This window comes from Maritimibacter fusiformis (genome assembly GCF_008086115.1).
Classification (GTDB): Bacteria; Pseudomonadota; Alphaproteobacteria; order Rhodobacterales; family Rhodobacteraceae; genus Muriiphilus; species Muriiphilus fusiformis.
On sequence record NZ_VSIY01000015.1, the window covers coordinates 324,094 to 346,427 of the forward strand.

Below are 22,334 nucleotides of genomic sequence, written 5' to 3' on the forward strand. Positions count from 1 at the left end.
GTTCCGGCCCGTAATGGCGCGAAACCCGGCGCGGTTCAATCCTCGTGACTTCGTGTCGGTGGCGCGGGGCGGGTTTCGGCCACCCCGACTCAGGGGGCCGGTTGCGAAAAACAGGCCGCGCGACCGTCGAGCAGGATGGTCGCGGCGCCGTCGCGGATTGCCGCCGCGCGGCCCTGCACGAATTGCGAGGGGCGGGATGCCGAGCGGCCCTTGGGGTCGGGCAGAACCGCAGCCAGCCGCGCCGCCTGATCCGCCGACAGCCGGTCCGGCGGGATGCCGAAATAGTGTTGCGCCGCGGCACTGACCCCGAACACGCCCTCGTCGAACTCGGCCACGTTCAGATAGACCTCGACGATCCGGCGCTTGCTCCAGACCAGTTCGACCACCGGCGTGATCAGCGCCTCCAGCGCCTTGCGCGCCCAGCTTCGCGCCGGCCAGAGGTAAACATTCTTGACCACTTGTTGCGTCAGGGTCGAGGCGCCCCGGCTTTCGCCGGATTCGATCACCTGCCGGATCGCGGTCATGTCAAAGCCCCAATGGGTGCAGAAATTCGCGTCCTCCGCCGCCACGACCGACCGCGCCATCACCGGCGCAATCGCGTCGAGATCGGTCCAGTCGTGTTTCAGCCCGTCGAGCCGCGCCTTTTCCGACGCCATGTAGAGCGTGGTCGGCGGGTTCACGAAGGCAAACAGCACGACAAGCGCGAAAACCACGGCGGCAAAGGCCAGCAGCAGCCGCCGCAGCCAGCGCCAGGTCAGGCGCAGCGACGTGGCGACCAGTCTTCGTGTCGCGCTTTTTTTCCGCTTCGGTTTCTTTGCCATGGCAGGTTCAGACCACGGCTCGAATTGGTCGGTCAAGACCCAGATCAAGGCGGAACGCCGGCCGGGACGTTATGATTCATTCACCAGAGGAGGATGACATGCCCTATGACAACCTGCCGACCTACGACACCGGGGCATCGGAGACCGGGTGTTGCGCACTGATCGACCCGCGCGCGTGGGATGGGCTTGACCTGCATTTCGAGGACAGGCTTTTCGTGCGCGCGCGCACCCATGCGGTGTTTCACATGCCGATTGACATGGCGCGGGTGTTCCAGCGCGTCCAGGACCACCTGAAGGATGCGGATGCCTTCGATCCGGAGGATTTCCTGGTCCTGTCGAAAGACCTGGGGCCCTGGACATCGGAACACTACTTCGCCGCGACGCGTGACGTTGCGGACGAAGAAATGGTCCGGCTCAGCGGGGATTTCGTGACCAAGGTGTTCGACGCGCCGTTTTCCGAAGCCGGGGCCTGGCACGACGAAATGAAGGATATCGCCGCCGAACGCGGCAATCCGGATGGCGACGTGTTCTTTTTCTACACCCTGTGCCCGAAATGCTCCAAGCACTACGGACACAACTACGTCGTTGGGTTTGCCCAGGTCTGACACGCAAACGGGGCGCCATTGCCGGCGCCCCGTGGTTCGCGAACACCGCCCGCTTACTGCGCGGGAATGGCGCTGTCTTGCGCGCTCAAGGGCACGGGCAGGTGCGGCAGCATCTCCTTTGGGCAGATCTGCAGGAAATTGGCGCGTTCTGTGTCCCAGTCCTGAAGGATCTGGTGCGCCTTGACGCTGCCGGTCTCGTCGGCATGACGCAGGATCAGATCGCGCAGTTCGGTTTCCCAATGCTCCATGGTCACTGGCACCGTCACCAGCGTTTCGGGGTTCAGGTAGTCGCCGGCAACGCGGTCGGGGTCGTGGATGTAGGCCATGCCGCCGGTCATGCCCGCGCCGAAGTTCGGACCGACCGAGCCGAGGATCACCGCCACGCCGCCGGTCATGTATTCGCAGCCGTTCGAACCGCAGCCTTCGATCACCACCTTCGCGCCCGAGTTTCGCACCGCGAACCGTTCGCCGGCGCGGCCCGCGGCGAACAGGTGCCCGTCGGTCGCGCCGTATAGGACGGTGTTGCCGATGATGGTGTTTTCGCTGGCCACCAGCGGGCTGGCCATCGGCGGGCGCACCACGATGGTGCCGCCCGACAGGCCCTTGCCGACATAGTCGTTGGCGTCGCCCGACACTTCGAGCTTCAGCCCCGGCGCTGCGAAAGCCCCCAGCGACTGCCCGGCGGAGCCGGTCAGCTTCACCGTCAGATGGTCGGGTTGCAGGCTGTTGCGCATGCCGAAGTTGCGCACGATATGGCTCGAGATGCGTGTGCCGATGGTGCGGTCGGTGTTGCGCACGGCATATTGAAGCTGCATCTTTTCGCCGTCATTCAGAAAGCGCGCGGCGTCCTTGACGATCTCGGAGTCGAGCGTGTCCAGCACCTCGTTGCGCGGGCGGTCGCGGTCGTAGACCACCCTGTCGGCGCCATCGACCGTGACCAGCAGCGGGTTGAGGTCGAGATCGTCGAGATGCGGCGAGCCGCGGCTGACCTGGCTGAGCAGGTCGGCCCGCCCGATCACCTCGTCCAGCGAGCGCGCGCCGATCGAGGCGAGAATCTCGCGCACTTCGGTGGCATAGAAGGTGATCAGGTTGACCACCTTGTCGGCCGAGCCGGTAAACTTGGCGCGCAGGTCTTCGTCCTGGGTGCAGACGCCCACCGGGCAGGTGTTGGACTGGCACTGACGCACCATGATGCAGCCCATCGCGATCAGCGCGGCGGTGCCGATGCCGTATTCCTCGGCCCCCATCATCGCGGCCATGACGATGTCGCGCCCGGTGCGCAGACCGCCATCGGTGCGCAGCGTCACCCGGTCGCGCAGGTGGTTCATGCTGAGCACCTGGTGCGCCTCGGTCAGGCCCATTTCCCACGGCAGCCCCGCGAACTTGATCGAGGTCGCGGGGCTGGCGCCGGTGCCGCCGTTGTGGCCGGAGATCAGGATCACGTCGGCCTTGGCCTTGGCCACGCCCGCCGCGATGGTCCCGACGCCCGACGAGGCGACCAGCTTGACCGTCACCTTGGCGCGCGGGTTGATCTGCTTGAGGTCGTAGATCAGTTGCGCGAGGTCTTCGATCGAATAAATGTCGTGGTGCGGCGGCGGCGAGATCAGCGTCACCCCCTTGGTCGAATGACGCAGCCGCGCGATCAGGTCGGTGACCTTCATCCCCGGAAGCTGCCCGCCCTCGCCGGGCTTGGCCCCCTGGGCCACCTTGATTTCAAGCTCTTCGCACTGGTTGAGGTATTCCGCCGTCACCCCGAACCGGCCGGACGCGACCTGCTTGATCTTGGCCGAGGGGTTGTCACCATTGGGCATCGGCAGGAAATGCGCCGGGTCTTCGCCGCCCTCGCCGGAATCCGACTTGGCGCCGATCCGGTTCATCGCGATGTTCAGCGTCATGTGCGCCTCGGGGCTTAGCGCGCCCAGGGACATGCCGGGTGTCACGAACCGTTTGCGAATCGCCGTGATGCTTTCCACCTCTTCGATCGGCACCGGTGCGCCCAGAGGCTTGATGTCGAGCATGTCGCGCAGGTGAATCGGCGGGTTGGCCCGCATCTTGGCCGAATACTGCTTCCACAATTCATAGGAGGCGCGGTCGCAGGCCGATTGCAGCAGGTGCATGTTGGTGGCCTGCCAGGCATGGGTTTCGCCGCCCGTGCGCGCCTTGAAGAAGCCGCCGATGGGCAGGATGCTGGTGCCCGGATGACGCCAGCCGGCGGTGTGGATTTCCTCCAGTTTCCGCTGGATGCCGCCGATCCCGATGCCGGAGATGCGGCTGATCATGCCGGGAAAATACTCGTTCACCATCGAACGGCTAAGGCCCACGGCCTCGAAATTCAGCCCGCCGCGATAGGACGAGATTACCGAGATGCCCATCTTGGACATGATCTTGAGCAGGCCCTGATCGACCGCCTCGCGGTAGTTGCGCGTCGCCTCGGTCAGGGTCATGTCCAGCAACCCGCGTTCGATCCGGTCGGCCAGGCTGTCCTCGGCGAGATAGGCGTTGACCACCGTGGCGCCGCTGGCGATCAAGACCGCGAAGTAATGCGGATCAAGGCATTCGGCGGAGCGCACGTTGAGCGAGGTGAAGGTGCGCAGCCCCTTGCGGGTCAGCCAGGAATGCACAGCACTGGTGGCCAGGATCATCGGCATCGGCACCCGGTCGGGCCCCTGTTTCATGTCGCTCAGAACGATGTGACCGGCGCCCGAGCGCACCGCTTCCTCGGCGTCCGCCCGGATCCGGGCCAGCGCATCGGCCAGCGCGTGCGGATCGTCGCCAACCGGGAAGGTGCAGTCGATTTCCGCCATCGCCGCGTTGAAATGCCGGGTCAGCTCGTCGAACTGGGCGTTGCCGACGAAGGGGCTGTCCAGCACCAGGATATCGGACTGGCTGCCGGCATCGTCGAGCACGTTCTTGAGGTTGCCGAACCGGGTCTTGAGGCTCATCACCCGGTATTCGCGCAGGCTGTCGATCGGCGGATTCGTCACCTGGCTGAAGTTCTGCCGGAAGAAATGGCTGAGCGGCCGGTAGCGGGTTGAGAGCACCGCGCTGGGGGTATCGTCGCCCATCGAGCCGATGGCTTCCTTGCCGTCCTCGGCCATCGGGGCGAGCACCTGCTCGAGATCCTCGAGCGTGAAGCCGGCCGCGATCTGACGCCGGCGCAGGTCGTCGCCCGAGAACAACGGCTTTTCCTCGACCTTCGCCAGGTCTTCCTCGATGTCGCTGATCCGCCCGACCCATTCGCCGAACGGCTGGCTGGCCGACAGCTTGTCCTTGATCTCGGTGTCGTGGAACAACAGCCCGTCCTGCATGTCGACGGCCAGAAGTTGCCCGGGGCCGAGCGCGCCCTTTTCCAACACGCCCGCCTCGTCGGTCGGGACCATCCCGGCCTCGGAGCCCGCGATCACCATGCCGTCGCCGGTGACGACATAGCGCATCGGGCGCAACCCGTTGCGGTCAAGCCCCGCGCAGACCCAGCGGCCATCGGTCATCGCCAGCGCGGCGGGGCCGTCCCACGGCTCCATCGTCGCGTTGGCGTAGTTGTACATGTCGATCCAGGCCTGCGGCAGTTCGAGCGCCTGCTTCGACCAGGCTTCGGGCACCATCAGAACCTTCGCCATCGGCGCGGACCGCCCGGCGCGCACCAGCACCTCGAACACCGCGTCCAGCGCCGCCGAATCCGAAGACCCTTTCGGCACGATTGGCTTGATGTCCTCGGCCAGGTCGCCAAAGGTGGCGCTGGCCATGCGAATCTCGTGCGATTTCAGCCAGTTGAGGTTGCCCTTGAGCGTGTTGATCTCGCCGTTGTGGGCCAGCATCCGAAACGGCTGGGCCAGCCACCACTGCGGAAAGGTGTTGGTGGAATAACGCTGGTGATAGATCGCAAAGGCGCTTTCAAATCGCTCATCCTTGAGGTCGGGATAGAAATCCGCGACCTGTTCGGCCAGCATCATGCCCTTGTAGATGATCGACCGGCACGACAGCGAGGCAAGGTAAAGCTCGCGCACCCCGGCGGCGAAGGCGGCCTTTTCGATCCGGCGGCGGATCACGTAAAGCTCGCGCTCGAAGCGTTCTTCGTCCACGCCCTTGGCGTTCGAAATCAGGATCTGTTCGATCTCGGGACGGGTGGCGTTGGCCTTGTCGCCGAGGCAGGAAATATCCACCGGCACGTGCCGCCAGCCATAGATATTATAGCCCATCCGCAGCACTTCGGTCTCGATGATCGTGCGGCAGGTTTCCTGTGCGCCGAAATCGGTGCGTGGCAGGAACACCTGGCCGACCGCGATCATCTGGTCTTCGCGCGGCTCGTGTCCGGTGCGGCGGATCTGGTCGTGAAAGAAGGGGACGGGGATCTGCACGTGGATACCGGCGCCATCGCCGGTCTTGCCATCTGCATCCACCGCGCCCCGGTGCCAGACCGCCTTGAGCGCGTCGATGCCGTTCTCCACCACCTTGCGCGACGGTGTGCCATCGATCGACACCACCAGCCCGACCCCGCAGGAGGCATGTTCGAATTCGTCCCGATACATGCCATTTTCGGCCAGCCAGGCGCGGCGGGCGGTTTCCTCGGCCTGCCAGGTGTCGTCAAATCCGGTCATCGCTCGTCTCCTCTTGCCGCAGCATCGGCGCGGTGGGGATGAACCCCGCATCCTGTGGGTTGCAGTCATAAAGCGGCACGGTGGTGCCAAAACCCGGCTCGCCGGGCCGAATGATATCGACCGGGGTGCCGTCATACTCCGCCGCCACGCCATCGGTGCCGGTCACGGTTTCTCGGCCAAGAAAGAACAGCCGCAGGTCGTGTGAAAGGTACTGGATGCCCCGGCTCTGGTATTCGACGCGGCCATCCTCGGTCAGGATCTGAAGCTCGGTCGCCACGGCCTCGAGGTCGTAGCCGTCGATGGTGACCGATCTGCCGGTCAACTGGTCGGCCCCGACCATGCGCACGTCGCGCGTGCCTTGGGGTTCGGAACGGCGCATGATGAAATCGTAGGTGTCGATGCCGGTGCCGATCAGGGTGTCGAGGTCGATGGGGTCGGTCGCGGGCGGCACCAATTCCTCGCGCGAACTGTCCCACATGTAGACCGCGTCGAGCCATTGGTAATTGGCGGCATAGCTGACCACCGATTGCAGGCCGCCTTCCGAGAAATTCGCCTCCCAGATCGGCCCATCGTCGCCGCCGTCGCAGCGCCAGAGCAGCGAGACCGAGCATTCGCGCGACTGAACCGTGAGGAAGGTTTCGCAGCCCTTGGGCGGCGTGAACCCGGCGGCCTCGGCGGGCAGGGTGGTGGCCAGGGTGGCCAAAAGGGCGGTGATCGCGGTCAGGCGCGTGTTCATCGTGCCGTGCTCCCTTCGGTCATATGGGTCAGGCATGCAGTCATAAAGCGGGCTGCGTCGGCGTGGCTCCTCATCGCGACGCTCACTGGGCCGCAACCTGCGACGCCTGCGCGTCAAAGCCGGCAAGGATCGCCGCGGCCGCCTCGCGACCGTCCTTGATCGCCCAGACGACAAGGCTTGCGCCGCGCACGATGTCGCCAACCGCGAAGACATCCGGCAACTCGGTCGCGCCGGTCTGGAAATCGGCCTTGATGGTGCCCCAACGGGTCACTGGAAGCGCCTCTTCTTCCCACAGCGTCGGCAGATCCTCCGGCTCGAAACCCAGTGCCTTGATCACAAGGTCGGCCGGTTCGACATAGTCCGCGCCGTCGATCGGTTCGGGGCTTTGCCGCCCGGTCACGTCGGGCGCGCCCAGCCGCATTTTCTGCACCATGACACCCGAGACCGGATCGCCACCGAACCCCTTGGGTGCGGCCAACCAGACGAATTCCACGCCCTCTTCCTCGGCATTGGCAACTTCGCGCTGCGAGCCGGGCATGTTCGCCCGGTCGCGGCGATACAGGCACTTCACGCTGGTCGCGCCCTGCCGGATCGCGGTGCGCACGCAGTCCATCGCGGTGTCGCCGCCGCCGATCACAACCACCCGCTTGCCCGCTGCGTTCAGGGTGCCGTTCTCGAACGCCTCGACCTCGTCGCCAAAGCCGATCCGGTTCGACGCGGTCAGGTAGTCGAGCGCGCGCACGATGCCCTTTGCCCCCGCGCCCGGCCCGGTCAGCTCACGCGACTTGTAGACCCCTGTGGCCAGCAAGACCGCATCATGTTGTCCGCGAATGGCCTGAAAGCTCAGATCGACGCCGACGTTGCAATTCAGCACGAACTCGACCCCGGCGCGTTCCAACTGGGCCACCCGGCGCATCACCACGTCCTTTTCCAGCTTGAAGCTGGGGATGCCGTAGGTCATCAGCCCGCCGGCCCGGTCATGGCGGTCATAGACCGTCACCTGCACGCCCGCGCGCCGCAGCACGTCGGCGGCCGCCAGCCCGCCCGGCCCGGCGCCGATGATGCCGACGCTTTCGCCCCGGGCGGCCATCGGCACGATCTCTTCGACCCAGCCGTTTTCCCAGGCCGTGTCGGTGATGTATTTCTCGACCGCGCCGATGGTCACGGTGCCATGCCCCGCCGTTTCGATCACGCAATTGCCTTCGCACAGTCGGTCCTGCGGGCAGATGCGACCGCAGATCTCGGGGAAGGTGTTGGTGGCCTGGCTGAGTTCATAGGCCTCTTTCAACCGGCCCATCGCGGTCATGCGCAGCCAGTCGGGGATGTTGTTGTGCAGCGGGCAATGGGTCTGGCAGTAGGGCACGCCGCATTGGCTGCACCGGCTGGCCTGCTCGGCGGCTTTCGCCTCGGCGTATTCCGCGTAGATCTCATGGAAATCATGGTTGCGAACATTCGCGTCGCGCTTCTCGGGCATGTCGCGCCCGATGTTCACGAATTTCAGCATCGGCTGCCTGGCCATGGAGTCCTCCGTCAATCCGGCGCTTTGTTTAGCAGGGTTTCTGGAAATTAATAGTCACAAACACTGACCCATTGCAAAAGTTTCTTGCGGGTTTTTGCGGACGGGACTCACATTTTAATGGAAATATGGCAGTAATGCTGCCTTAAATTACCGCTTTCCATTCATTTCCCGCAGGTTAGCTTTGCGCAACTTCTCCAGCGGAGCGCGCCGCCCATGTCCCTTTGGCATCTGTTCATCGTTGCGGTCATCCAGGGCCTGACCGAGTTTCTGCCGGTGTCGTCGTCCGGGCACCTGATTCTGTTGCCTCAACTCACCGGGCTTGCCGACCAGGGCCAGGTGATCGACGTGGCGGTGCATGTCGGAACCTTGGGCGCGGTGATCCTCTATTTCTGGCGCGACGTTGCCGAGGCGCTGGCCGGTGTGCCGCGGCTTTTGACCGGGCGGATCGACACGCCCGGATCGCGGCTTGCCTTCCTTTTGGCCGTCGCGACCGTCCCGGTCGTGGTCGCGGGGCTGATCCTCAAGCTCACGGGTTATGACGAGGCGATGCGTTCGACCGCGGTGATCGGCTGGACGATGCTGATCTTCGGGCTGGTGCTTTATTGGACCGACCAGGAGGGGGCGACCGAAAAGACGGCGCCGGAGTGGTCGCTGCGCGATGCCATCGTCATGGGATTGTGGCAGGCGATTGCGCTGATTCCCGGCGTGTCGCGGTCAGGCGCCACCATTTCGGGGGCGCGGGCGCTGGGCTATACGCGCGAGGACGGGGCCCGGCTTGCGATGCTGATGTCGATCCCGACAATCCTGGCATCGGGCGTGTTCCTGGGGGCCGAGGTCGTGGCCACCGCTGACATAGGGGCGGCCCGCGACGGCGCCATCGCCGCCGGTTTCGCGTTCCTGTCGGCGCTGGTCGCGCTCAGCCTGATGATGCGGTTGCTGAAATCGGTCAGCTTCACGCCCTACGTGATCTACCGCGTGATCCTGGGCGTGGTCCTGCTGGTGATCGCCTACACCTAGGCCCGCAGATTGCGCGCCGAGGCCTTGATCGCGGCATACTGACCCGAGGGACGGAACGGCCAGAGATAGTCGGGCAGCACCGCCTCGACCGCCACCGGGTCGATCCCGAGGTCGGCAAAACCCCTGGCGTCCTCGGTCACCACGTTGTCATGGGCAAGATTGCGCACCTGGTCGCGGGTCAGGGGTGCCCTGATCAAACCGCCGGACATGGATTGCCACAGGTCGAACCAGAAGGCGAAGAATCGCGCCAGCCAGAACGGCAGGTTGACCACCGCGCGGCGCCGTTCGATCACGTCGAGCATCTTGTGCATGAGTTCGCGGAAGGTCGCGACCTCCGGCCCGCCAAGCTCATAGATGCCCGGCGCGGCCTGTCCGGTCACGCCCAATTCGGCTGCTGCGGCCACGTCGTCGACAAACACCGGCTGAAACTTGGTCGACGCCCCCACAACCGGCAGGATCGGGCCGAACCGCGTCATTGCGGCGAAGCGGTTGAAGAATGCATCCTCCGACCCGAAGATCACCGAGGGGCGCAGGATCACCGCATTCGGGAAATGCTTAAGGATCGCCTCTTCGCCCAGCGCCTTGGACCGGGCATAGAGGCTGTCGGAGTCCTTGTCGGCGCCGATCGCCGAGATATGGACAAGACGCGAGATGCCCTCTGCCGCGGCCAGCCGCGCCACCCGCTCGGCGCCCTCGTGCTGAACCGCGCCGAAGTTGTTCTTGCCACCCTTGTCGAAGGTGCCGACGCAGTTCACCACCGCATCCGCCCCCTGCATCGCCAGCGCGACCGAGGCATCGTCACGGATGTTGCAGAGCACCGGATCAAGCTGGCCAACCACGCCGTAGGTCTTGACGAACAGTGCCTCGTTCGGGCGCCGAACGGCGACGCGGACCCGCCAGCCCGCCTTGGCCATGCGCCGCGCGATATAGCGCCCGACAAAACCCGATCCGCCATAGATCGTCACCAGTTTCGACATGCCCAACTCCTTGCCTTCATCGCGCCCCTGAATAGCCCCGCGCCCCTGTCAGGACAAGGGCGCAAACCGTCACGCCTTTTGTGTCCGAATCCCCGTTGACACGGCCCGCGCCCCCCATTACATCGCGGCCTCACGACACCTGCCCAGGTGGCGGAATTGGTAGACGCGCTGGTTTCAGGTACCAGTGATCGAAAGGTCGTGGAGGTTCGAGTCCTCTCCTGGGCACCATTTCCCGAGAATGTCAGTCAAGACAACGGCCCCAAGGCCACCGTTTTCGGCTTGCGAAGCGGTCCGTTCAGTCTGCCTGCGCGGCCAGCCAATCGGTGCTGGCGCCGATTCCGCCGAGCGGGAAGACATGGGCGCCGGCGATCAGGCTGTCGGGGTGTTCGGACTTGTGGAGGGCCAGGGCGGTCAAGACCTCGGTCGGTTCGAACGGTTTCAGGAGCCTGGTCAGATCCTTGGTGCGTTTCTGAAGCACGCCAAGCGACGGGCCGACGCCGCAGGCGATCGCGAATTTGATCAGCGTTTGCAATTTGGCCGGGCCGGCCACGCCGACATGGATCGGCAGGGTGACGCCCATCGCCGCCAGCCGCTCGGCCCAGGCGATGACCGGGGTTGCGTCGAAGGCGAACTGGGTGGCAACGGCCATGTCGAGGCCGGTTTCCTCGGCAAAGCGTTGCTTGCGCAGAAGTGCGGCGTCGACATTGGCGGTGGAGCCGTCCGGGTCGATGTCGCGGTTGCCTTCCGGGTGGCCCGCGACATGCAGCCGGGTGTAGCCGTGTTTCTGAAACAGCCCGGTTTCGAGCAGTTGCATCGAGTCGGTGAAGGCGCCCACCGGCCTTGCCACGCCGCCGGCCAGAACCAGCGCCTGGGTCACGCCTGCCTCGTCGGCATAGCGGCCGATCCAGCGGTCCAGCTCGGCAGCATCGCGGATGATCCGCGCCGGCAGGTGCGGCATCACGGCGAACCCGTCCGCCGACAGCCGCCGTGCGGTCGCGATCATCTCGTCGATCGGGGTGCCCTCGATATGGGCGATATAGATGCGGGTGCCGGCGGGCAGGAGTGGTTTGAAGTCCTCTATCTTCGCCGCCGTGCGCGGCATCACCTCGATTGAGGCGCCGTCGAGAAAGCTCTTGAGCGGGTCCGGGTCGGAACGGTCCAGCAGGTTTACCACGGCCATCGCCTCATCCTCGAATCAATGCGCGCAGTCTCGGCGCGGGATTTCCTCGTTTCGCTTTAGCGGCTCCGCCTGCCGCCACGGCCACCATTACCGTCACTTCGCCGCCTGTTTCCGCCAATTGCCGCGTCCGGCGCGATTTCACCGCATTTGCCCCGGAGGATCGGACAGTCTGCCCAGCGGTCGCCCCGGCTCATCGGGCGATTCCGTCGGGGCTTTTCCCCCTGCAGCAACTCCACTAGGGTCGCCGCGCATGGACAAACGCGGAGGCGAGGATGGTTCAACGGCTGCATCTGGTGTTCGGAGGCGAATTGGTCGATCCGACCGGGTCGGTTTTCAAGAACGTCGACGACATTCACATGGTCGGGATCTATCCCGACTACCAGAGCGCCTATGATGCGTGGAAGTCCGAAGCGCAGCGCACCGTCGACAACGCCCATATGCGGTATTTCATCGCCCATCTGCATCGCCTTCGCGACGAGGAAGCCGAAACCTCGCCGACCGAAGAGCTGGGCTGAGCCGGCAATCATCATGGCCCGGCGATCCGGATTCGCGCTCGCCCTGTTTCTTGCCTCGCGCAAGGTGAACGGCAAGGTCCGGGCGGAACGGCGTTTGAACCGGGGCATCGCGGCCGGGACAGAAGACCCGGACCGTGGCACCGAGCGCATGGGCATGAGCACCCTGAATCGTCCCGAGGGCATCCTGATCTGGATGCATGTCGGCAGCGAGGCCGAAGCGCTGGGCCTGCCCGACCTGATCGACCGGCTTCGCGAGGCGCGTGACGATGTCGCGATCCTGATCACCACGGCGCGTCATGGCCCGGATGAACTGCTGGCCGTGCGCCTGCCATCGGACGTGATCCAGCAATATGCGCCGTATCCCGAAGGGCCGGGGGCGGCGGAGTTCCTGGCGCATTGGCGGCCGGATCTGTGCATCTGGGGCGACAACCGGCTGGACCCGGTGCTGATCGAGGCCACCGGACGCGCCGGCATTCCGATGTTCCTGATCAACGCGCGGGTGCCGGAACGGCCCGGGTGGCGCTGGCTGCCGGGATTGCGCCGCTCGCTTCTGAAGAACTTTCAGCATGTGCTGGCGGGCGACTCGCGCGCCGTCGATGGATTGCGCGCGCTGGGCGTGCCTGCCGACCGGATCGAGGCCACGGGGTTTTTGCAGGAAGGCGGCGCACCGCTGCCGTGCAGCCAGGCCGAACGTGACGGGCTGGCCGAGATCCTGGCCGCGCGCCCTGTGTGGCTGGCCGCTGGCGCAACGCGGGACGAGATCGCGATGGTCGTCGAAGCGCACCGGTTGGCGATGCGCCGCTCGCACCGGTTGTTGTTGGTCATTCTGCCAGCGCAATGCGACGACGGACCGGCGATCGCCGCCGAGCTCGAGGCCGCGGGTTGGGTCGTCGGGCTGCGATCCAAGGATGATGAGCCGGAACCGGCGGTCGAGATCTTCATCGCCGATCTGCCCGACGAATACGGCCTTTGGTATCGGCTTTCGCCGGTGGCGCTGATGGGCGGGTCGCTGGCCGGCAACGGCCCGGGCGCGCGCAACCCTTACGAGGCGGCGGCGCTGGGGTCGGCGGTCCTCTATGGCCCCGACATGGGGCTGTGGCGCGAAAGCTATGAGCGTCTTCGCGACAGCGGCGCGGCGCGGACGGTCAGCGACACCGAAAGCCTGGCGCGCGCGGTCGAATACCTGCTGGCCCCCGACAAGGTGGCCGAGATGGCCGCCGCCGCGTGGGAAGTCACCACAAGCGGCGCCGAGGCCACCGACAGGATCGTCGCGCTGGCGGTCGAGGCGCTTGACAAGCGGGGGCTCTGACCGTGGCCCCCCGGTTCTGGTATCGCCCGCCGGGCGCGCTTCTCGGACTGCTCGCGCCATTTGCCCCGGGCCGCCCGCGCCGGCGCGTTACCCCTGCGCGCCTGCCCGTGCCGGTCGTGGCGGTGGGCAGCCTGTCGCTGGGCGGCACCGGCAAGACCCCGACGGTGATCGCCATTGCCCAACGTCTGGCGGCCAAGGGCCGCGCCGTGCATGTGGTGACGGTGGGCGAGGGCATGCCGTTTCGCGTCGATGAGCGCGGCCATGATGCCGGGGACGTGGGGGATGAGCCGCTTCTGATCGCCGCCTTCGCGCCGACCTGGGTGGCGCGTGATCTGGCCGAGGGCGCGCGCGCGGCGGTGGCCGAGGGGGCCGAGGTGGTGGTGCTCGACGGCGGCTATCCCGACGCCGTGGTTGCCGCCGATCTCACCGTGCTGGCCGAGGATGCGGTGCGCGGTTTCGGCAATGGTATCGCCTGGCCGCTGGGGCCGTTGAAACGCCCCCTCGGGCGCGGGCTGCGCGGCGTTGACCTGGTGATCGCGATCGGCCCGGCCAAGTCGCAGGACGCGTTTTCCGACCGCTGGGGCAGGGCCCTGTCCTGCCCGGTTGCCCGCGCCCGGCTGGCGCCGCTGCCCACCGGGATGAAGTGGGAAGGGCTGGACGTGGTCGCCTTTGCCGGGATCGGCGCGCCGGAGCGGTTTTTCGCGACCTTGCACGGGCTTGGCGCCAACCTCGTGCGCACGCAGGCGCTGAGCGATCATCAGGAGCTGACGCCGACCTTGCTGACCCGGCTGCTCGCCGAGGCCAAGGCGCGCGGCGCGCAACTGGTGACGACCGAGAAAGACGCGGTGCGGTTGCCGCGACAACACCGGCAGGCGGTTGTCAGCCTGCCGGTGCGTCTTGAACTTGAGGACTGGCGCACGCTGGACGAGCGCCTGCCGTGATCATTCGGCCAGAAGACCGTCGAGGATCTCGGTGAACGAGGCATAGCTCATGTTCGGGTGCTTCTCGCCGTTGATGACGAAGGACGGCGTTCCGGTGACCTCGTCGGCCTCGGCATTGGTCTGATACGCCGCCACCAACGCTTCGGCCAGCGGTTCGCTCTTGAGGCAGTCGTCAATCTGGTCGTTGCCCAGACCGGCAGTGCGTCCCAGCTTCTTGAGGTTGTCGATCACCTCGGCATTCTCGCCGCTGCCGATCCACTCGCGCTGGGTGTCGTAGATCATCTCGACGATACCGTAATAGCGCTGCGGACCGCCGCAGCGCGCGACCATGCCGGCCCAGAGGCCGAAGCGGTCGAAATAGACCTCGCGGTGAATGAATCGGACCTTGCCGGTGTCGATATAGTTGGCCTTCAGCTTGCCATGCACGTTTTCGTAGAAGTCCGCGCAGTGCGGGCAGGTGAACGAGCCGTATTCGATCACCGTGATCGGCGCATCGGCTTCGCCCTGCACGATGTCGGCGGCCAGCGCGTCGGCGTCGAAAACCGGATCGGTATCGACCGCATCGGGCGCATCCGCGTCGGGCGTGTCCTCTGCGGCCACGGCCGCATCGTCGGAGGGCGCGTCTTCGGTTGCCGCCGGGGTGTCTGCGGTCGCGACGTCTTCGCCTTCGGGGGCGTCCGCGGTGTCATCTGCGGGCGTGCCGTTGTCGGCGGGCGTATCCGCGGCCGCAGTGTCATCTTCCGGCGCCGTTTCTTCGCCGGCGGCGGGGTCGTCCGCGACCGGTTCATCGGCCATCGCTTCCTCTTCCGCCGCGGGCGCATCGTCGGCGGCAGGGGTATCGGTGGCCGGTTGTTCGGCGGCGGGCGTCGGGTCCGGCGTATCGTCGCGGGACTGGGTCAGGAAATAGTATCCGCCCAGTGCGATCGCGAGCACGGCAACGATGATGGAGATTACTCGGGTCATGAAGGCACCTTTCAGTCTGCCGGACGTTGCCGACGGGATAGAACGTTTGTGGCGAGAGCTTCAAGCGCTTCGCGGAGTTCCTGGTTCTGCACGCCGGCGGCGGTCCTGCGCGCTTCGGCCACGATCTGCGGATCGGGCGTGGTGTCACGCGGTTTCGGCGCCGGGTCAAAGGCGACCTGGCCGTCGGAAAAACCGGTCGGCGCGGTCTGGGTGATGCGGATGCGCGAGATCGCGGCATAGCCGTAGGTGGCGTTCACCTTTTCGCGCAGTCCCTCCTTTTGCATTTCGAGCATCGGGGCATTGGCGCCGGTGGTCAGCAGCACCAGCGTTGCGCCAAATGCACCGCTTCGGCCATAGCTTACCTCGACCGGGCGTGCGATGCGGGCGGTGTCGGGGCCGACGATTTCTTCCCAATGGGTCAGAAGGCGCGACACGGCAAAGCCCCGGCTTTCGCCGACCTTGCGGATGCGCGGCTGCAACAGGCTCGAGGTGCGCTCGAACCCGCGCATCCGGCGGCTTTCGGTCTCGTCGGTTCTCGCCACTGGCGCTCCTCTCGTTCAGCCGCGATACTACGGGGCCGGGCCGGTTGGTGCCACAGCATTTGACGAGAGCGGAATAAATCATGCGTGACGGGCGGTTGAGCGCCAATTTGCTGGACTGGTACGACCGCCACGCCCGCGACCTGCCCTGGCGGGTGCCGCCCGATGCCCGCCGCCGGGGCGTCATGCCGGACCCCTATGCGGTCTGGCTGTCCGAGATCATGCTGCAACAGACGACGGTGGCGGCGGTAAAGGGCTATTTCCACCGGTTCCTGGCGCGCTGGCCCGATGTCACGGCGCTGGCCCGGGCCGAGGATGGCGCGGTGATGGGGGAATGGGCGGGCCTGGGTTATTACGCGCGGGCGCGCAACCTTCTGAAATGCGCGCGGGTGGTGGCGGACGATCTGGGCGGGGTGTTTCCCGACACGCTCGATGGATTGCGCGCGCTGCCGGGGATCGGCCCCTATACCGCCGCCGCAATTGCCGCGATCGCCTTCGACCGGCCGGAATGCGTGGTCGACGGCAATGTCGAGCGGGTGATGGCGCGGCTATTTCGCATCGAAACGCCGCTGCCCGCCGCCAAGCCCGAGATACGGTCCCGCGCCGAAGCGTTGACCCCGCGCGCGCGCCCCGGCGATCATGCCCAGGCGGTGATGGATCTGGGGGCGACGATCTGCACGCCGAAATCGCCTGCCTGCGGCCTTTGCCCCTGGCGCGGTTCCTGTGCCGCCCTTGCCGCCGGGGTTCAGTCCGACCTGCCCGCGCGCGCGCCGAAAAAGCCCAAGCCGGTGCGTCACGGCATCGCCTACCTGGGGCGGCGCGAGGACGGTGCCTGGCTGGTCGAGCGACGGCCTGAACGCGGCCTTCTGGGCGGGATGCTGGGCTGGCCCGGTGGCGATTGGGGCGAGATGCCACAAGAGGTGCCCCCCGTGAATGCAGACTGGCGCGATCCCGGCGTCGAGGTGCGTCATACCTTCACGCATTTCCACCTGCGCCTCGGTCTGCGAATCGCGACCCTGCCGCAAGACATCCAGCCGAAAACCGGCGAGTTCGTCACGCTGCACCCCGGCGACCTGCCCACGGTGATGCGCAAGGCCCATGATCTGGCCAAGGCCGCGCTGGACGCGGACGCCAGCGGTTGAGCGCACCCGGCCCACCCCCTACACTCCGCCTTGGGGATGAAGGAGAGGCCGTGACAATGGTTCCAGCACCGATGGTGGCCCGGTTCAGCCACGCGCTGCCGTTCTGGGCGTCGCTTGCGTTATTGCCGCTGGTGGCGCTGGCCGCGCATTATGGCGGCTGGGCGCTATTGTTGCCGCCGGCGGGGGCGTGGTGGCTTTATTCCGGGCTGGATGCGCTGTTGGGCCGCAATACCGACAATCCCGACCCCGAAACGCCGTCGGCCAGCCTGTTCTGGTACAAGCTCGTCACCTGGATCTGGCTGCCGATCCAGTTGGTGATGATCTACGGCACCATCGTCTATGTCACCCAGAGCACGCACCTGGCCGGCTGGGAAAAGCTGGGGGTCTTCGTCGGCGTCGGCATCCTGTCGGGCTCGGTCGGCATCGTCTATGCCCATGAACTGATGCACCAGCCCGACCGGTTCGAGCGTCGGCTGGCCGACATGATGCTGGCCACCGTGCTCTACAGCCATTTCCGCACCGAACATCTGCTGGTGCATCACCCCTGGGTCGGCACCCGCCGCGATGCGGTCACGGCACGGTATAACGAGGGGTTCCACCGCTATTTCCTGCGCGTGCTGGTGCAGGCGCCGCGCTCGGCCTGGAATGCCGAAAAGGCGATGCTGGCGCGCCGGGGTCTGTCGGTGCTGGACGGGGCCAACCCGTTCTGGCGCTATTGGGCGATGCAGGCGCTGGCGCTGGTCGCCGCGCTGCTGCTTGGCGGCTGGGAGGGGCTGGGACTGTTCCTGGTGCAGGCCATCGTGGCGATCTGGCAGCTTGAACTGACCAATTACGTCGAGCACTACGGGCTGACGCGCAAATACCTTGGCGATGGCCGCTATGAGCCGGTGCGCCCGCACCATAGCTGGAACGCCGATCACAAGGCGACCAACTGGCAATTCATCAACCTGCAACGCCATTCCGACCACCACTACAAGCCGTCGCGCCGCTATCCGCTGCTCCAGACCTATCCCGACAACGAGGCGCCGCAACTGCCGCTGGGCTATCCGCTGATGGGGCTGGCGGCGATGGTGCCGCCGGTCTGGCGGCGGGTGATGAACCCGAAGGTCCGCCAGTGGCGCAAGTTGCACTACCCGGAGATCACCGACTGGGGGCCATACAAGCGCGGCGAACACCCGGTGCCGCTGGTGCGCTGAGGCGAAAAAAACCCCGCCACGAGGGCGGGGTCAGTTGGTGTGCCGGGGCATGGGCCTCCGGCACAGGCGGTACGCCGTTGCGATCAGCCCAGTTCCGAGCGGATCTGCTGTCTGAGAATGTCGATGGGGATGGTCTTGCCTTCGCGCTTGAAGTGCCAGTAGGTCCAGCCGTTGCACGAGGGCGCGCTTTCCAGTGCCGCGCCGACCTGGTGGATCGAGCCCTTCACGTCATCCGCGATCAGGGTGCCATCGGCGCGCACCTTGGCGCGTTTTCCGCGCGGGCTGACCAGCATTTCGCCGGGGCGCAACATGCCGCGTTCGACCAGTTGGCCGAAGGGCACACGCGGTTCGGCCCGTTTCGAGGTCGAGACGATCAGCGCCTCCTTGTCGAACTTGCGCACCTTCGCCAGCCGCTTTTCCGCCACCTCGCGATAAGCCGCCTCGCGTTCGATGCCGATGAAGTCGCGGCCCAGCATCTTGGCCACGGCGCCGGTGGTGCCGGTGCCGAAGAACGGGTCGAGAACGACCTCGCCGGGGTTGGTGGTGCCGAGGATCACGCGGTGCAGCAGGCTTTCGGGCTTTTGCGTCGGATGCGCCTTGTCGCCGTTTTCGTCCTTCAGCCGCTCATGCCCGGTGCAGATCGGCAAGACCCAGTCGGACCGCATCTGGATGCCTTCGTTCAGCGCCTTGAGCGCCTCGTAGTTGAAGGTATATTTCGCCTCTTCCGACCGCGACGCCCAGATCAGCGTTTCATGCGCGTTTGTCAGGCGCTTGCCGCGAAAATTCGGCATCGGGTTCGATTTGCGCCAGACCACGTCGTTGAGAATCCAGAAGCCCTGGTTCTGCAACTCCGCGCCCATGCGAAACACGTTGTGATACGACCCGATTACCCAGATCGCGCCGTTGGGCTTGAGGATGCGCCGCGCGGCGGCCAGCCAGGCGCGGGTGAAGTCGTCATAGACCTTGAAGGAGGCGAACTGGTCCCAGTGATCGTCCACCGCATCGACCTTGGAATTGTCGGGCCGGTGCAGATCGCCGCGCAGTTGCAGGTTGTAGGGGGGGTCTGCGAACACCAGGTCGACCGACGCTTCGGGAAGCCCGTTCATCACCTCGATGCAATCGCCATCAATGATCCGATTGAGCGGCAACTCAGCCGCATCCGACGCGGATTTCTTCGTCATTCTGTCTGCCTCTGTCCCGGCGCTTTCAGCGCTCGTTCTTTGCAGACAAAGATGAGTCATCGGTGATTCGGCGTCAATTTCTTTTTTGAATCAGGCACTTACGATTTGTCTTGATACAAGATATTGTGCACGGGCCGGAACGAACGCCTATGATGGGGGGTGACCCCAATATCTTGCAGCGCCGAAATGTGGCGTTTTGATGGATATCCGGCGTTTGTCTCCCAGCCATAGCCGGGATGCTGTTGCGCCAATCCCACCATGATCCGGTCGCGGGTCACTTTCGCGATGATCGAGGCGGCGGCGATCGACAGGCACCGGGCATCGCCCTTGACGACGGCGCGGGCCTCGACCGTCAGCCCGGCGGGAACGAGATTGCCGTCGATCAACAGCCGGTCGGGGGACGGGGCCAGCCCCGCGACCGCGCGCTCCATCGCCAGATGGCTGGCATAGAGGATGTTCAGCCGGTCGATCTCGTCAACGCTGGCATGGGCGACGGACACCTGCGCCACGGCCATGATCTCGGCGAACAGCGCCTCGCGGCGTTTCGCGGTCAGTGCCTTGGAATCGTTCAGCCCCGCCGGGATGCGGTCGGGGTCGAGCACCACGGCGGCTGCCGTGACCGGCCCGGCCAGCGGCCCGCGCCCGACCTCGTCGACCCCGGCAACGCAGCGTGCGCCGGCGGCGATCAGGTCGGCCTCATGGCTGAAATCGGGCACGGGTCTGGCCATGTGCCTGACTTGCGCAGGGTGCGGCCCGAGGCAAGCGAAAAAGCGGGGGGCCGATGGCCCGCCCGCCTTCGATGCGCGTCGGGGACGGGACGCGCATCCGGGGACAACCTGTCGGGATCAGTCCCAGAGATCAGCGCGCCGTTCGTCGCGGTAGCCGAACCGGGCCAGGCAGCGGCCCTTGTAGGCGCGGATGTCACGGCCATTGCGCACGTCCAGCCGCTCAAAGCAGCGCTCGGGCAATTGCCGCCAGCCGGCGAAATTGTTGCGCAGGCATCCGGCGCGGTAATACCGCGCGCGGTTCTGACCCTTGAGCACGACCATCGCGCATTGCGAGGGCAGAACCTTGGCGCGGTTGCCGTGGTGGCCGCCCCAGTCGCCGTGGTCACGATCACGGTCACGATCCCGGCTGGCCGCAGCGGCCATGCCGCCCAGGAGCAGGGTAAAGATGGTAACCGCCGCGATCGCGTTGGCCCTGTCGTCGGCGCGGGCCGGTTGTGCGGTCATCGGCGTCAGCGCCAGCGAGGCCGCCAGCATCGAGGCCAGGGCGGTGCGGGTGAATGTCTTGGCAAATCCGAGTTTCATTGCGTGTCCTTTCATCATCTCAATTCGGTAGGCGGGACCGGGTGAGCGGACGCCGCGAAAGCGATGAGACAAGGGTGGGCCGGGACAGCACGGCTAGACAATATCGGCCGGCGGTTATGGGATATCAGCGTGCTTTCGGGGCTTTGATATTGAATAGCAGTGCCGCCCGGCGCAGATTCCAAAGCATGAAAAACGCACTCATCTCCCTGGCGCTTGGCGCCGCCCTCACGCTCGCTTCCAACCCGGTGGCGGCGGATTGCTATGCCGACTACAAGGCCAAGCGCGACAACCCGCTGAAGCTGCATTATGGTGTTGTCCAACTGCCCGACAGCGCCTGCGCGTCGGTGGACGCGGCCCGGCCCGTGATCGCCCAGCGGATTGCGCCAGACGGCTGGACGCTGTTGAATGTGGTGTCGCTGTTTGGCGCCGACGGGTTGACGGAGAAGAGGAAAACGAGTGCGGGAGAGTTCTTCCTTCGCTACTGACACGCGCCTGACAGGCAACCGCGTCGTCATTCTTGGCATCGCCGCGATCGTCGCGATCCTCGGGGTCGCGGCGGTTCTTCTGTTCATGAACCTGCCGGATGCCAACGCCTTCAACGCCCGGGTGGAGCAACTGTTCGTCGAGAACGACGATCTGACCTCGGGGGCCGAGATCAAGCTTCTGGAAATTCTCGCCCAGTCGGGCACCGCCTTTTCCGACACGCTCAGCAGCTACCGGGTGGTGATCTTCGTGCTGATGGTGTTCGCCACCGGCCTTCTGGTCGCCGCACTGGTGTTTCTGATCACCATCATCACGCTGAGCCGCCGGATGTCCGAGATCGAGCGCGCCGGCATCCAGGTCAATTCCCTGATCATCAGCCGGGCGGATCGGGCGGTGTATCTCAACAACATGGAATTCACCCTGACCGAAGCGGCCATCGAAACCCTTGCGGTGCTGGCCGAGGCCCGGATGGATGAGGACGTGCTGACCGGGGCCGAGATCGAGGCGGTGATCTCCGGCCGCGATGCCTCCGAATGCGACGAGGCAGCCGGGGCGACCCGGATCAAGCGGCTTCGTGACGCGCTGGGCAACCAGATGATGTCGGAGCTTCTGGTGCGCACCATCGCCCGGCGCGGCTACATGCTGTCGATCGACAAGGACGTGATTCGGATGATCTGAGCTACCGGCTCATCCGGCGCGAAGCGGGGACACTGCGGGTCGTGCGTTGGCGTTGCGGAATGGCGACCCGCCCGATCCTGATTCGCTTCGGCAAGATATGTAGCGGCTCTGACTTCGGGAATCGCTCCTTCAAACCGCTCCCGGGAGGCAAGGCTGGGCGTCGCCCCAGGGATTCCCCGGATTGAAAGCCCGGGAAAAGGAAGCTGTCGACCCTGCCGTCCTAGTGCTCGTGCGGCCCCAGGCGGTCGTGCAGACGGGAATCATGGGTCTTGAAATGGTTGGAGAACCAGGCTTCCAGCGTCTTGGCCAACCGGTCCGCGGCCTCGTCCGGCGCATCAAGATTGCCGTCCATGATGTCGCGCAACTCGTCCAGAAGCCGCTCGTGGTCGTGCTTGTGCTCGTCGCGCTGGTCGTAGCGGTGCGCCTTCATCTGCTGTTCCTCGAGCGCGAAATGCGACGAGATCGCGCGCAGGAGGTCGCCGAAGTCGCGTTGGACATCGGCATCCGGGCGCCGGTCGAGGATCGACGCGGCCGTCTGGTTGACCAGGTCGATCAGCTCCTGATGTTCGTGGTCAATCGCCGGATTCCCAACGGAAAATTCCGGTTTCCATTCAATAGGTGCCATCG

21 protein-coding genes and 1 tRNA gene are annotated in these 22,334 nt (G+C 65.7%); 10 read left to right on the forward strand and 12 right to left on the reverse strand.

What is annotated here, in order from left to right:
* Window positions 1–89 precede the first annotated feature (89 nt).
* Window positions 90–821: a monofunctional biosynthetic peptidoglycan transglycosylase gene (mtgA, locus tag FVF75_RS16325; protein ID WP_148379850.1), complete on the reverse strand. Its 732-nt coding sequence runs from the start codon at window positions 819–821 to the stop codon at window positions 90–92.
* 98 nt (window positions 822–919) lie between these two features.
* Here mtgA and FVF75_RS16330 point away from each other — a divergent pair, with 98 nt between their 5' ends.
* Entirely contained in the window at window positions 920–1,426 is a 507-nt protein-coding gene (locus tag FVF75_RS16330; RefSeq protein ID WP_148379851.1) for a hydrolase, read from the forward strand.
* A 53-nt stretch (window positions 1,427–1,479) separates the two neighbouring features.
* On the opposite strand, the gene gltB is transcribed toward FVF75_RS16330, so the two are convergent.
* The 3 genes from gltB to FVF75_RS16345 all read right to left on the reverse strand — a co-directional run bounded on the left by gltB (window position 1,480) and on the right by FVF75_RS16345 (window position 8,276).
* Window positions 1,480–6,021 carry a glutamate synthase large subunit gene (gene gltB, locus FVF75_RS16335; RefSeq protein WP_148379852.1) on the reverse strand — a complete coding sequence of 1,514 codons (4,542 nt, stop codon included), beginning with the start codon at window positions 6,019–6,021 and terminating at the stop codon, window positions 1,480–1,482.
* Window positions 6,008–6,757, reverse strand: a complete 750-nt coding sequence (locus FVF75_RS16340; RefSeq protein ID WP_148379853.1) for a hypothetical protein — start codon at window positions 6,755–6,757, stop codon at window positions 6,008–6,010. Before FVF75_RS16340 ends, gltB begins: the two co-directional genes overlap by 14 nt.
* Before the next feature lie 82 nt (window positions 6,758–6,839).
* Entirely contained in the window at window positions 6,840–8,276 is a 1,437-nt protein-coding gene (locus FVF75_RS16345) for an NAD(P)-dependent oxidoreductase (protein ID WP_148379854.1), read from the reverse strand.
* A 213-nt stretch (window positions 8,277–8,489) separates the two neighbouring features.
* Here FVF75_RS16345 and FVF75_RS16350 point away from each other — a divergent pair, with 213 nt between their 5' ends.
* Window positions 8,490–9,293 (forward strand): undecaprenyl-diphosphate phosphatase, encoded by an 804-nt coding sequence (locus FVF75_RS16350; protein WP_148379855.1) that lies wholly within the window; start codon window positions 8,490–8,492, stop codon window positions 9,291–9,293.
* On the opposite strand, the gene FVF75_RS16355 is transcribed toward FVF75_RS16350, so the two are convergent.
* The gene (locus FVF75_RS16355; protein WP_148379856.1) at window positions 9,290–10,270 is read right to left on the reverse strand and encodes a complex I NDUFA9 subunit family protein; all 981 of its coding nucleotides are present in this window, start codon (window positions 10,268–10,270) and stop codon (window positions 9,290–9,292) included. The two genes, FVF75_RS16350 and FVF75_RS16355, sit on opposite strands and share 4 nt — an antisense overlap.
* A gap of 141 nt (window positions 10,271–10,411) precedes the next feature.
* Here FVF75_RS16355 and FVF75_RS16360 point away from each other — a divergent pair.
* Window positions 10,412–10,498, forward strand: a tRNA-Leu gene (locus tag FVF75_RS16360).
* Between the two features lie 67 nt (window positions 10,499–10,565).
* Here FVF75_RS16360 and FVF75_RS16365 read toward each other — a convergent pair.
* Window positions 10,566–11,450, reverse strand: a complete 885-nt coding sequence (locus tag FVF75_RS16365; protein WP_148379857.1) for a methylenetetrahydrofolate reductase — start codon at window positions 11,448–11,450, stop codon at window positions 10,566–10,568.
* A gap of 272 nt (window positions 11,451–11,722) precedes the next feature.
* Between FVF75_RS16365 and FVF75_RS16370 the strand changes: the two genes are divergently transcribed.
* From FVF75_RS16370 to lpxK, 3 genes are read left to right on the forward strand one after another with little or no spacing between them, the layout of a single operon-like run.
* On the forward strand, window positions 11,723–11,965 hold the full coding sequence (locus FVF75_RS16370; RefSeq protein ID WP_148379858.1) for a DUF4170 domain-containing protein: 243 nt from the start codon (window positions 11,723–11,725) through the stop codon (window positions 11,963–11,965).
* A gap of 13 nt (window positions 11,966–11,978) precedes the next feature.
* On the forward strand, window positions 11,979–13,274 hold the full coding sequence (locus FVF75_RS16375; RefSeq protein WP_187393102.1) for a 3-deoxy-D-manno-octulosonic acid transferase: 1,296 nt from the start codon (window positions 11,979–11,981) through the stop codon (window positions 13,272–13,274).
* A 2-nt stretch (window positions 13,275–13,276) separates the two neighbouring features.
* Window positions 13,277–14,215: a tetraacyldisaccharide 4'-kinase gene (lpxK, locus tag FVF75_RS16380; protein ID WP_246138117.1), complete on the forward strand. Its 939-nt coding sequence runs from the start codon at window positions 13,277–13,279 to the stop codon at window positions 14,213–14,215.
* Here the strand turns inward: lpxK and FVF75_RS16385 are convergent, their stop codons facing one another.
* Together FVF75_RS16385 and FVF75_RS16390 are read right to left on the reverse strand one after the other, a co-directional pair.
* Complete coding sequence (locus tag FVF75_RS16385; RefSeq protein WP_246138118.1) at window positions 14,216–15,178, reverse strand: DsbA family protein; 963 nt, start codon at window positions 15,176–15,178, stop codon at window positions 14,216–14,218. It abuts the gene before it with no gap.
* An 11-nt stretch (window positions 15,179–15,189) separates the two neighbouring features.
* A complete protein-coding gene (locus tag FVF75_RS16390) occupies window positions 15,190–15,687 on the reverse strand; it encodes a DUF721 domain-containing protein (RefSeq protein WP_148379981.1) in 498 nt (165 codons plus the stop codon).
* 113 nt (window positions 15,688–15,800) lie between these two features.
* On the opposite strand from FVF75_RS16390, the gene mutY reads away from it, so the two are divergent.
* The gene (gene mutY, locus FVF75_RS16395) at window positions 15,801–16,859 is read left to right on the forward strand and encodes an A/G-specific adenine glycosylase (protein ID WP_148379861.1); all 1,059 of its coding nucleotides are present in this window, start codon (window positions 15,801–15,803) and stop codon (window positions 16,857–16,859) included.
* A 56-nt stretch (window positions 16,860–16,915) separates the two neighbouring features.
* Window positions 16,916–18,055, forward strand: coding sequence for an alkane 1-monooxygenase (locus FVF75_RS16400; RefSeq protein ID WP_148379862.1), 1,140 nt, complete (start codon window positions 16,916–16,918; stop codon window positions 18,053–18,055).
* An 83-nt stretch (window positions 18,056–18,138) separates the two neighbouring features.
* Here the strand turns inward: FVF75_RS16400 and FVF75_RS16405 are convergent, their stop codons facing one another.
* The 3 genes from FVF75_RS16405 to FVF75_RS16415 form a co-directional block, all read right to left on the reverse strand.
* Complete coding sequence (locus FVF75_RS16405) at window positions 18,139–19,236, reverse strand: site-specific DNA-methyltransferase (protein WP_148379863.1); 1,098 nt, start codon at window positions 19,234–19,236, stop codon at window positions 18,139–18,141.
* Window positions 19,237–19,334: 98 nt separating this feature from the next.
* The gene (locus FVF75_RS16410; RefSeq protein WP_148379864.1) at window positions 19,335–19,964 is read right to left on the reverse strand and encodes a ribonuclease HII; all 630 of its coding nucleotides are present in this window, start codon (window positions 19,962–19,964) and stop codon (window positions 19,335–19,337) included.
* A 117-nt stretch (window positions 19,965–20,081) separates the two neighbouring features.
* A complete protein-coding gene (locus FVF75_RS16415) occupies window positions 20,082–20,546 on the reverse strand; it encodes a hypothetical protein (protein WP_148379865.1) in 465 nt (154 codons plus the stop codon).
* A gap of 185 nt (window positions 20,547–20,731) precedes the next feature.
* Between FVF75_RS16415 and FVF75_RS16420 the strand changes: the two genes are divergently transcribed.
* A complete protein-coding gene (locus FVF75_RS16420; RefSeq protein ID WP_148379866.1) occupies window positions 20,732–21,031 on the forward strand; it encodes a hypothetical protein in 300 nt (99 codons plus the stop codon).
* Window positions 21,003–21,707, forward strand: coding sequence for a winged helix-turn-helix domain-containing protein (locus FVF75_RS16425; RefSeq protein WP_148379867.1), 705 nt, complete (start codon window positions 21,003–21,005; stop codon window positions 21,705–21,707). Before FVF75_RS16420 ends, FVF75_RS16425 begins: the two co-directional genes overlap by 29 nt.
* Window positions 21,708–21,927: 220 nt before the next feature.
* Here the strand turns inward: FVF75_RS16425 and FVF75_RS16430 are convergent, their stop codons facing one another.
* Window positions 21,928–22,332, reverse strand: coding sequence for a bacteriohemerythrin (locus FVF75_RS16430; protein ID WP_148379868.1), 405 nt, complete (start codon window positions 22,330–22,332; stop codon window positions 21,928–21,930).
* Between the last annotated feature and the right edge of the window lie 2 nt (window positions 22,333–22,334).

Excerpts from the sequence above, each read along its gene's own strand:
- mtgA (WP_148379850.1), bottom strand. The coding sequence starts at position 821 with ATGGCAAAGAAACCGAAGCGGAAAAAAAGCGCGACACGAAGACTGGTC.
- FVF75_RS16330 (WP_148379851.1), top strand. The coding sequence starts at position 920 with ATGCCCTATGACAACCTGCCGACCTACGACACCGGGGCATCGGAGACC.
- gltB (WP_148379852.1), bottom strand. The coding sequence starts at position 6,021 with ATGACCGGATTTGACGACACCTGGCAGGCCGAGGAAACCGCCCGCCGC.
- FVF75_RS16340 (WP_148379853.1), bottom strand. The coding sequence starts at position 6,757 with ATGAACACGCGCCTGACCGCGATCACCGCCCTTTTGGCCACCCTGGCC.
- FVF75_RS16345 (WP_148379854.1), bottom strand. The coding sequence starts at position 8,276 with ATGGCCAGGCAGCCGATGCTGAAATTCGTGAACATCGGGCGCGACATG.
- FVF75_RS16350 (WP_148379855.1), top strand. The coding sequence starts at position 8,490 with ATGTCCCTTTGGCATCTGTTCATCGTTGCGGTCATCCAGGGCCTGACC.
- FVF75_RS16355 (WP_148379856.1), bottom strand. The coding sequence starts at position 10,270 with ATGTCGAAACTGGTGACGATCTATGGCGGATCGGGTTTTGTCGGGCGC.
- FVF75_RS16365 (WP_148379857.1), bottom strand. The coding sequence starts at position 11,450 with ATGGCCGTGGTAAACCTGCTGGACCGTTCCGACCCGGACCCGCTCAAG.
- FVF75_RS16370 (WP_148379858.1), top strand. The coding sequence starts at position 11,723 with ATGGTTCAACGGCTGCATCTGGTGTTCGGAGGCGAATTGGTCGATCCG.
- FVF75_RS16375 (WP_187393102.1), top strand. The coding sequence starts at position 11,979 with ATGGCCCGGCGATCCGGATTCGCGCTCGCCCTGTTTCTTGCCTCGCGC.
- FVF75_RS16385 (WP_246138118.1), bottom strand. The coding sequence starts at position 15,178 with ATGACCCGAGTAATCTCCATCATCGTTGCCGTGCTCGCGATCGCACTG.
- FVF75_RS16390 (WP_148379981.1), bottom strand. The coding sequence starts at position 15,687 with ATGCGCGGGTTCGAGCGCACCTCGAGCCTGTTGCAGCCGCGCATCCGC.
- mutY (WP_148379861.1), top strand. The coding sequence starts at position 15,801 with ATGCGTGACGGGCGGTTGAGCGCCAATTTGCTGGACTGGTACGACCGC.
- FVF75_RS16400 (WP_148379862.1), top strand. The coding sequence starts at position 16,916 with ATGGTTCCAGCACCGATGGTGGCCCGGTTCAGCCACGCGCTGCCGTTC.
- FVF75_RS16405 (WP_148379863.1), bottom strand. The coding sequence starts at position 19,236 with ATGACGAAGAAATCCGCGTCGGATGCGGCTGAGTTGCCGCTCAATCGG.
- FVF75_RS16410 (WP_148379864.1), bottom strand. The coding sequence starts at position 19,964 with ATGGCCAGACCCGTGCCCGATTTCAGCCATGAGGCCGACCTGATCGCC.
- FVF75_RS16415 (WP_148379865.1), bottom strand. The coding sequence starts at position 20,546 with ATGAAACTCGGATTTGCCAAGACATTCACCCGCACCGCCCTGGCCTCG.
- FVF75_RS16420 (WP_148379866.1), top strand. The coding sequence starts at position 20,732 with ATGAAAAACGCACTCATCTCCCTGGCGCTTGGCGCCGCCCTCACGCTC.
- FVF75_RS16430 (WP_148379868.1), bottom strand. The coding sequence starts at position 22,332 with ATGGCACCTATTGAATGGAAACCGGAATTTTCCGTTGGGAATCCGGCG.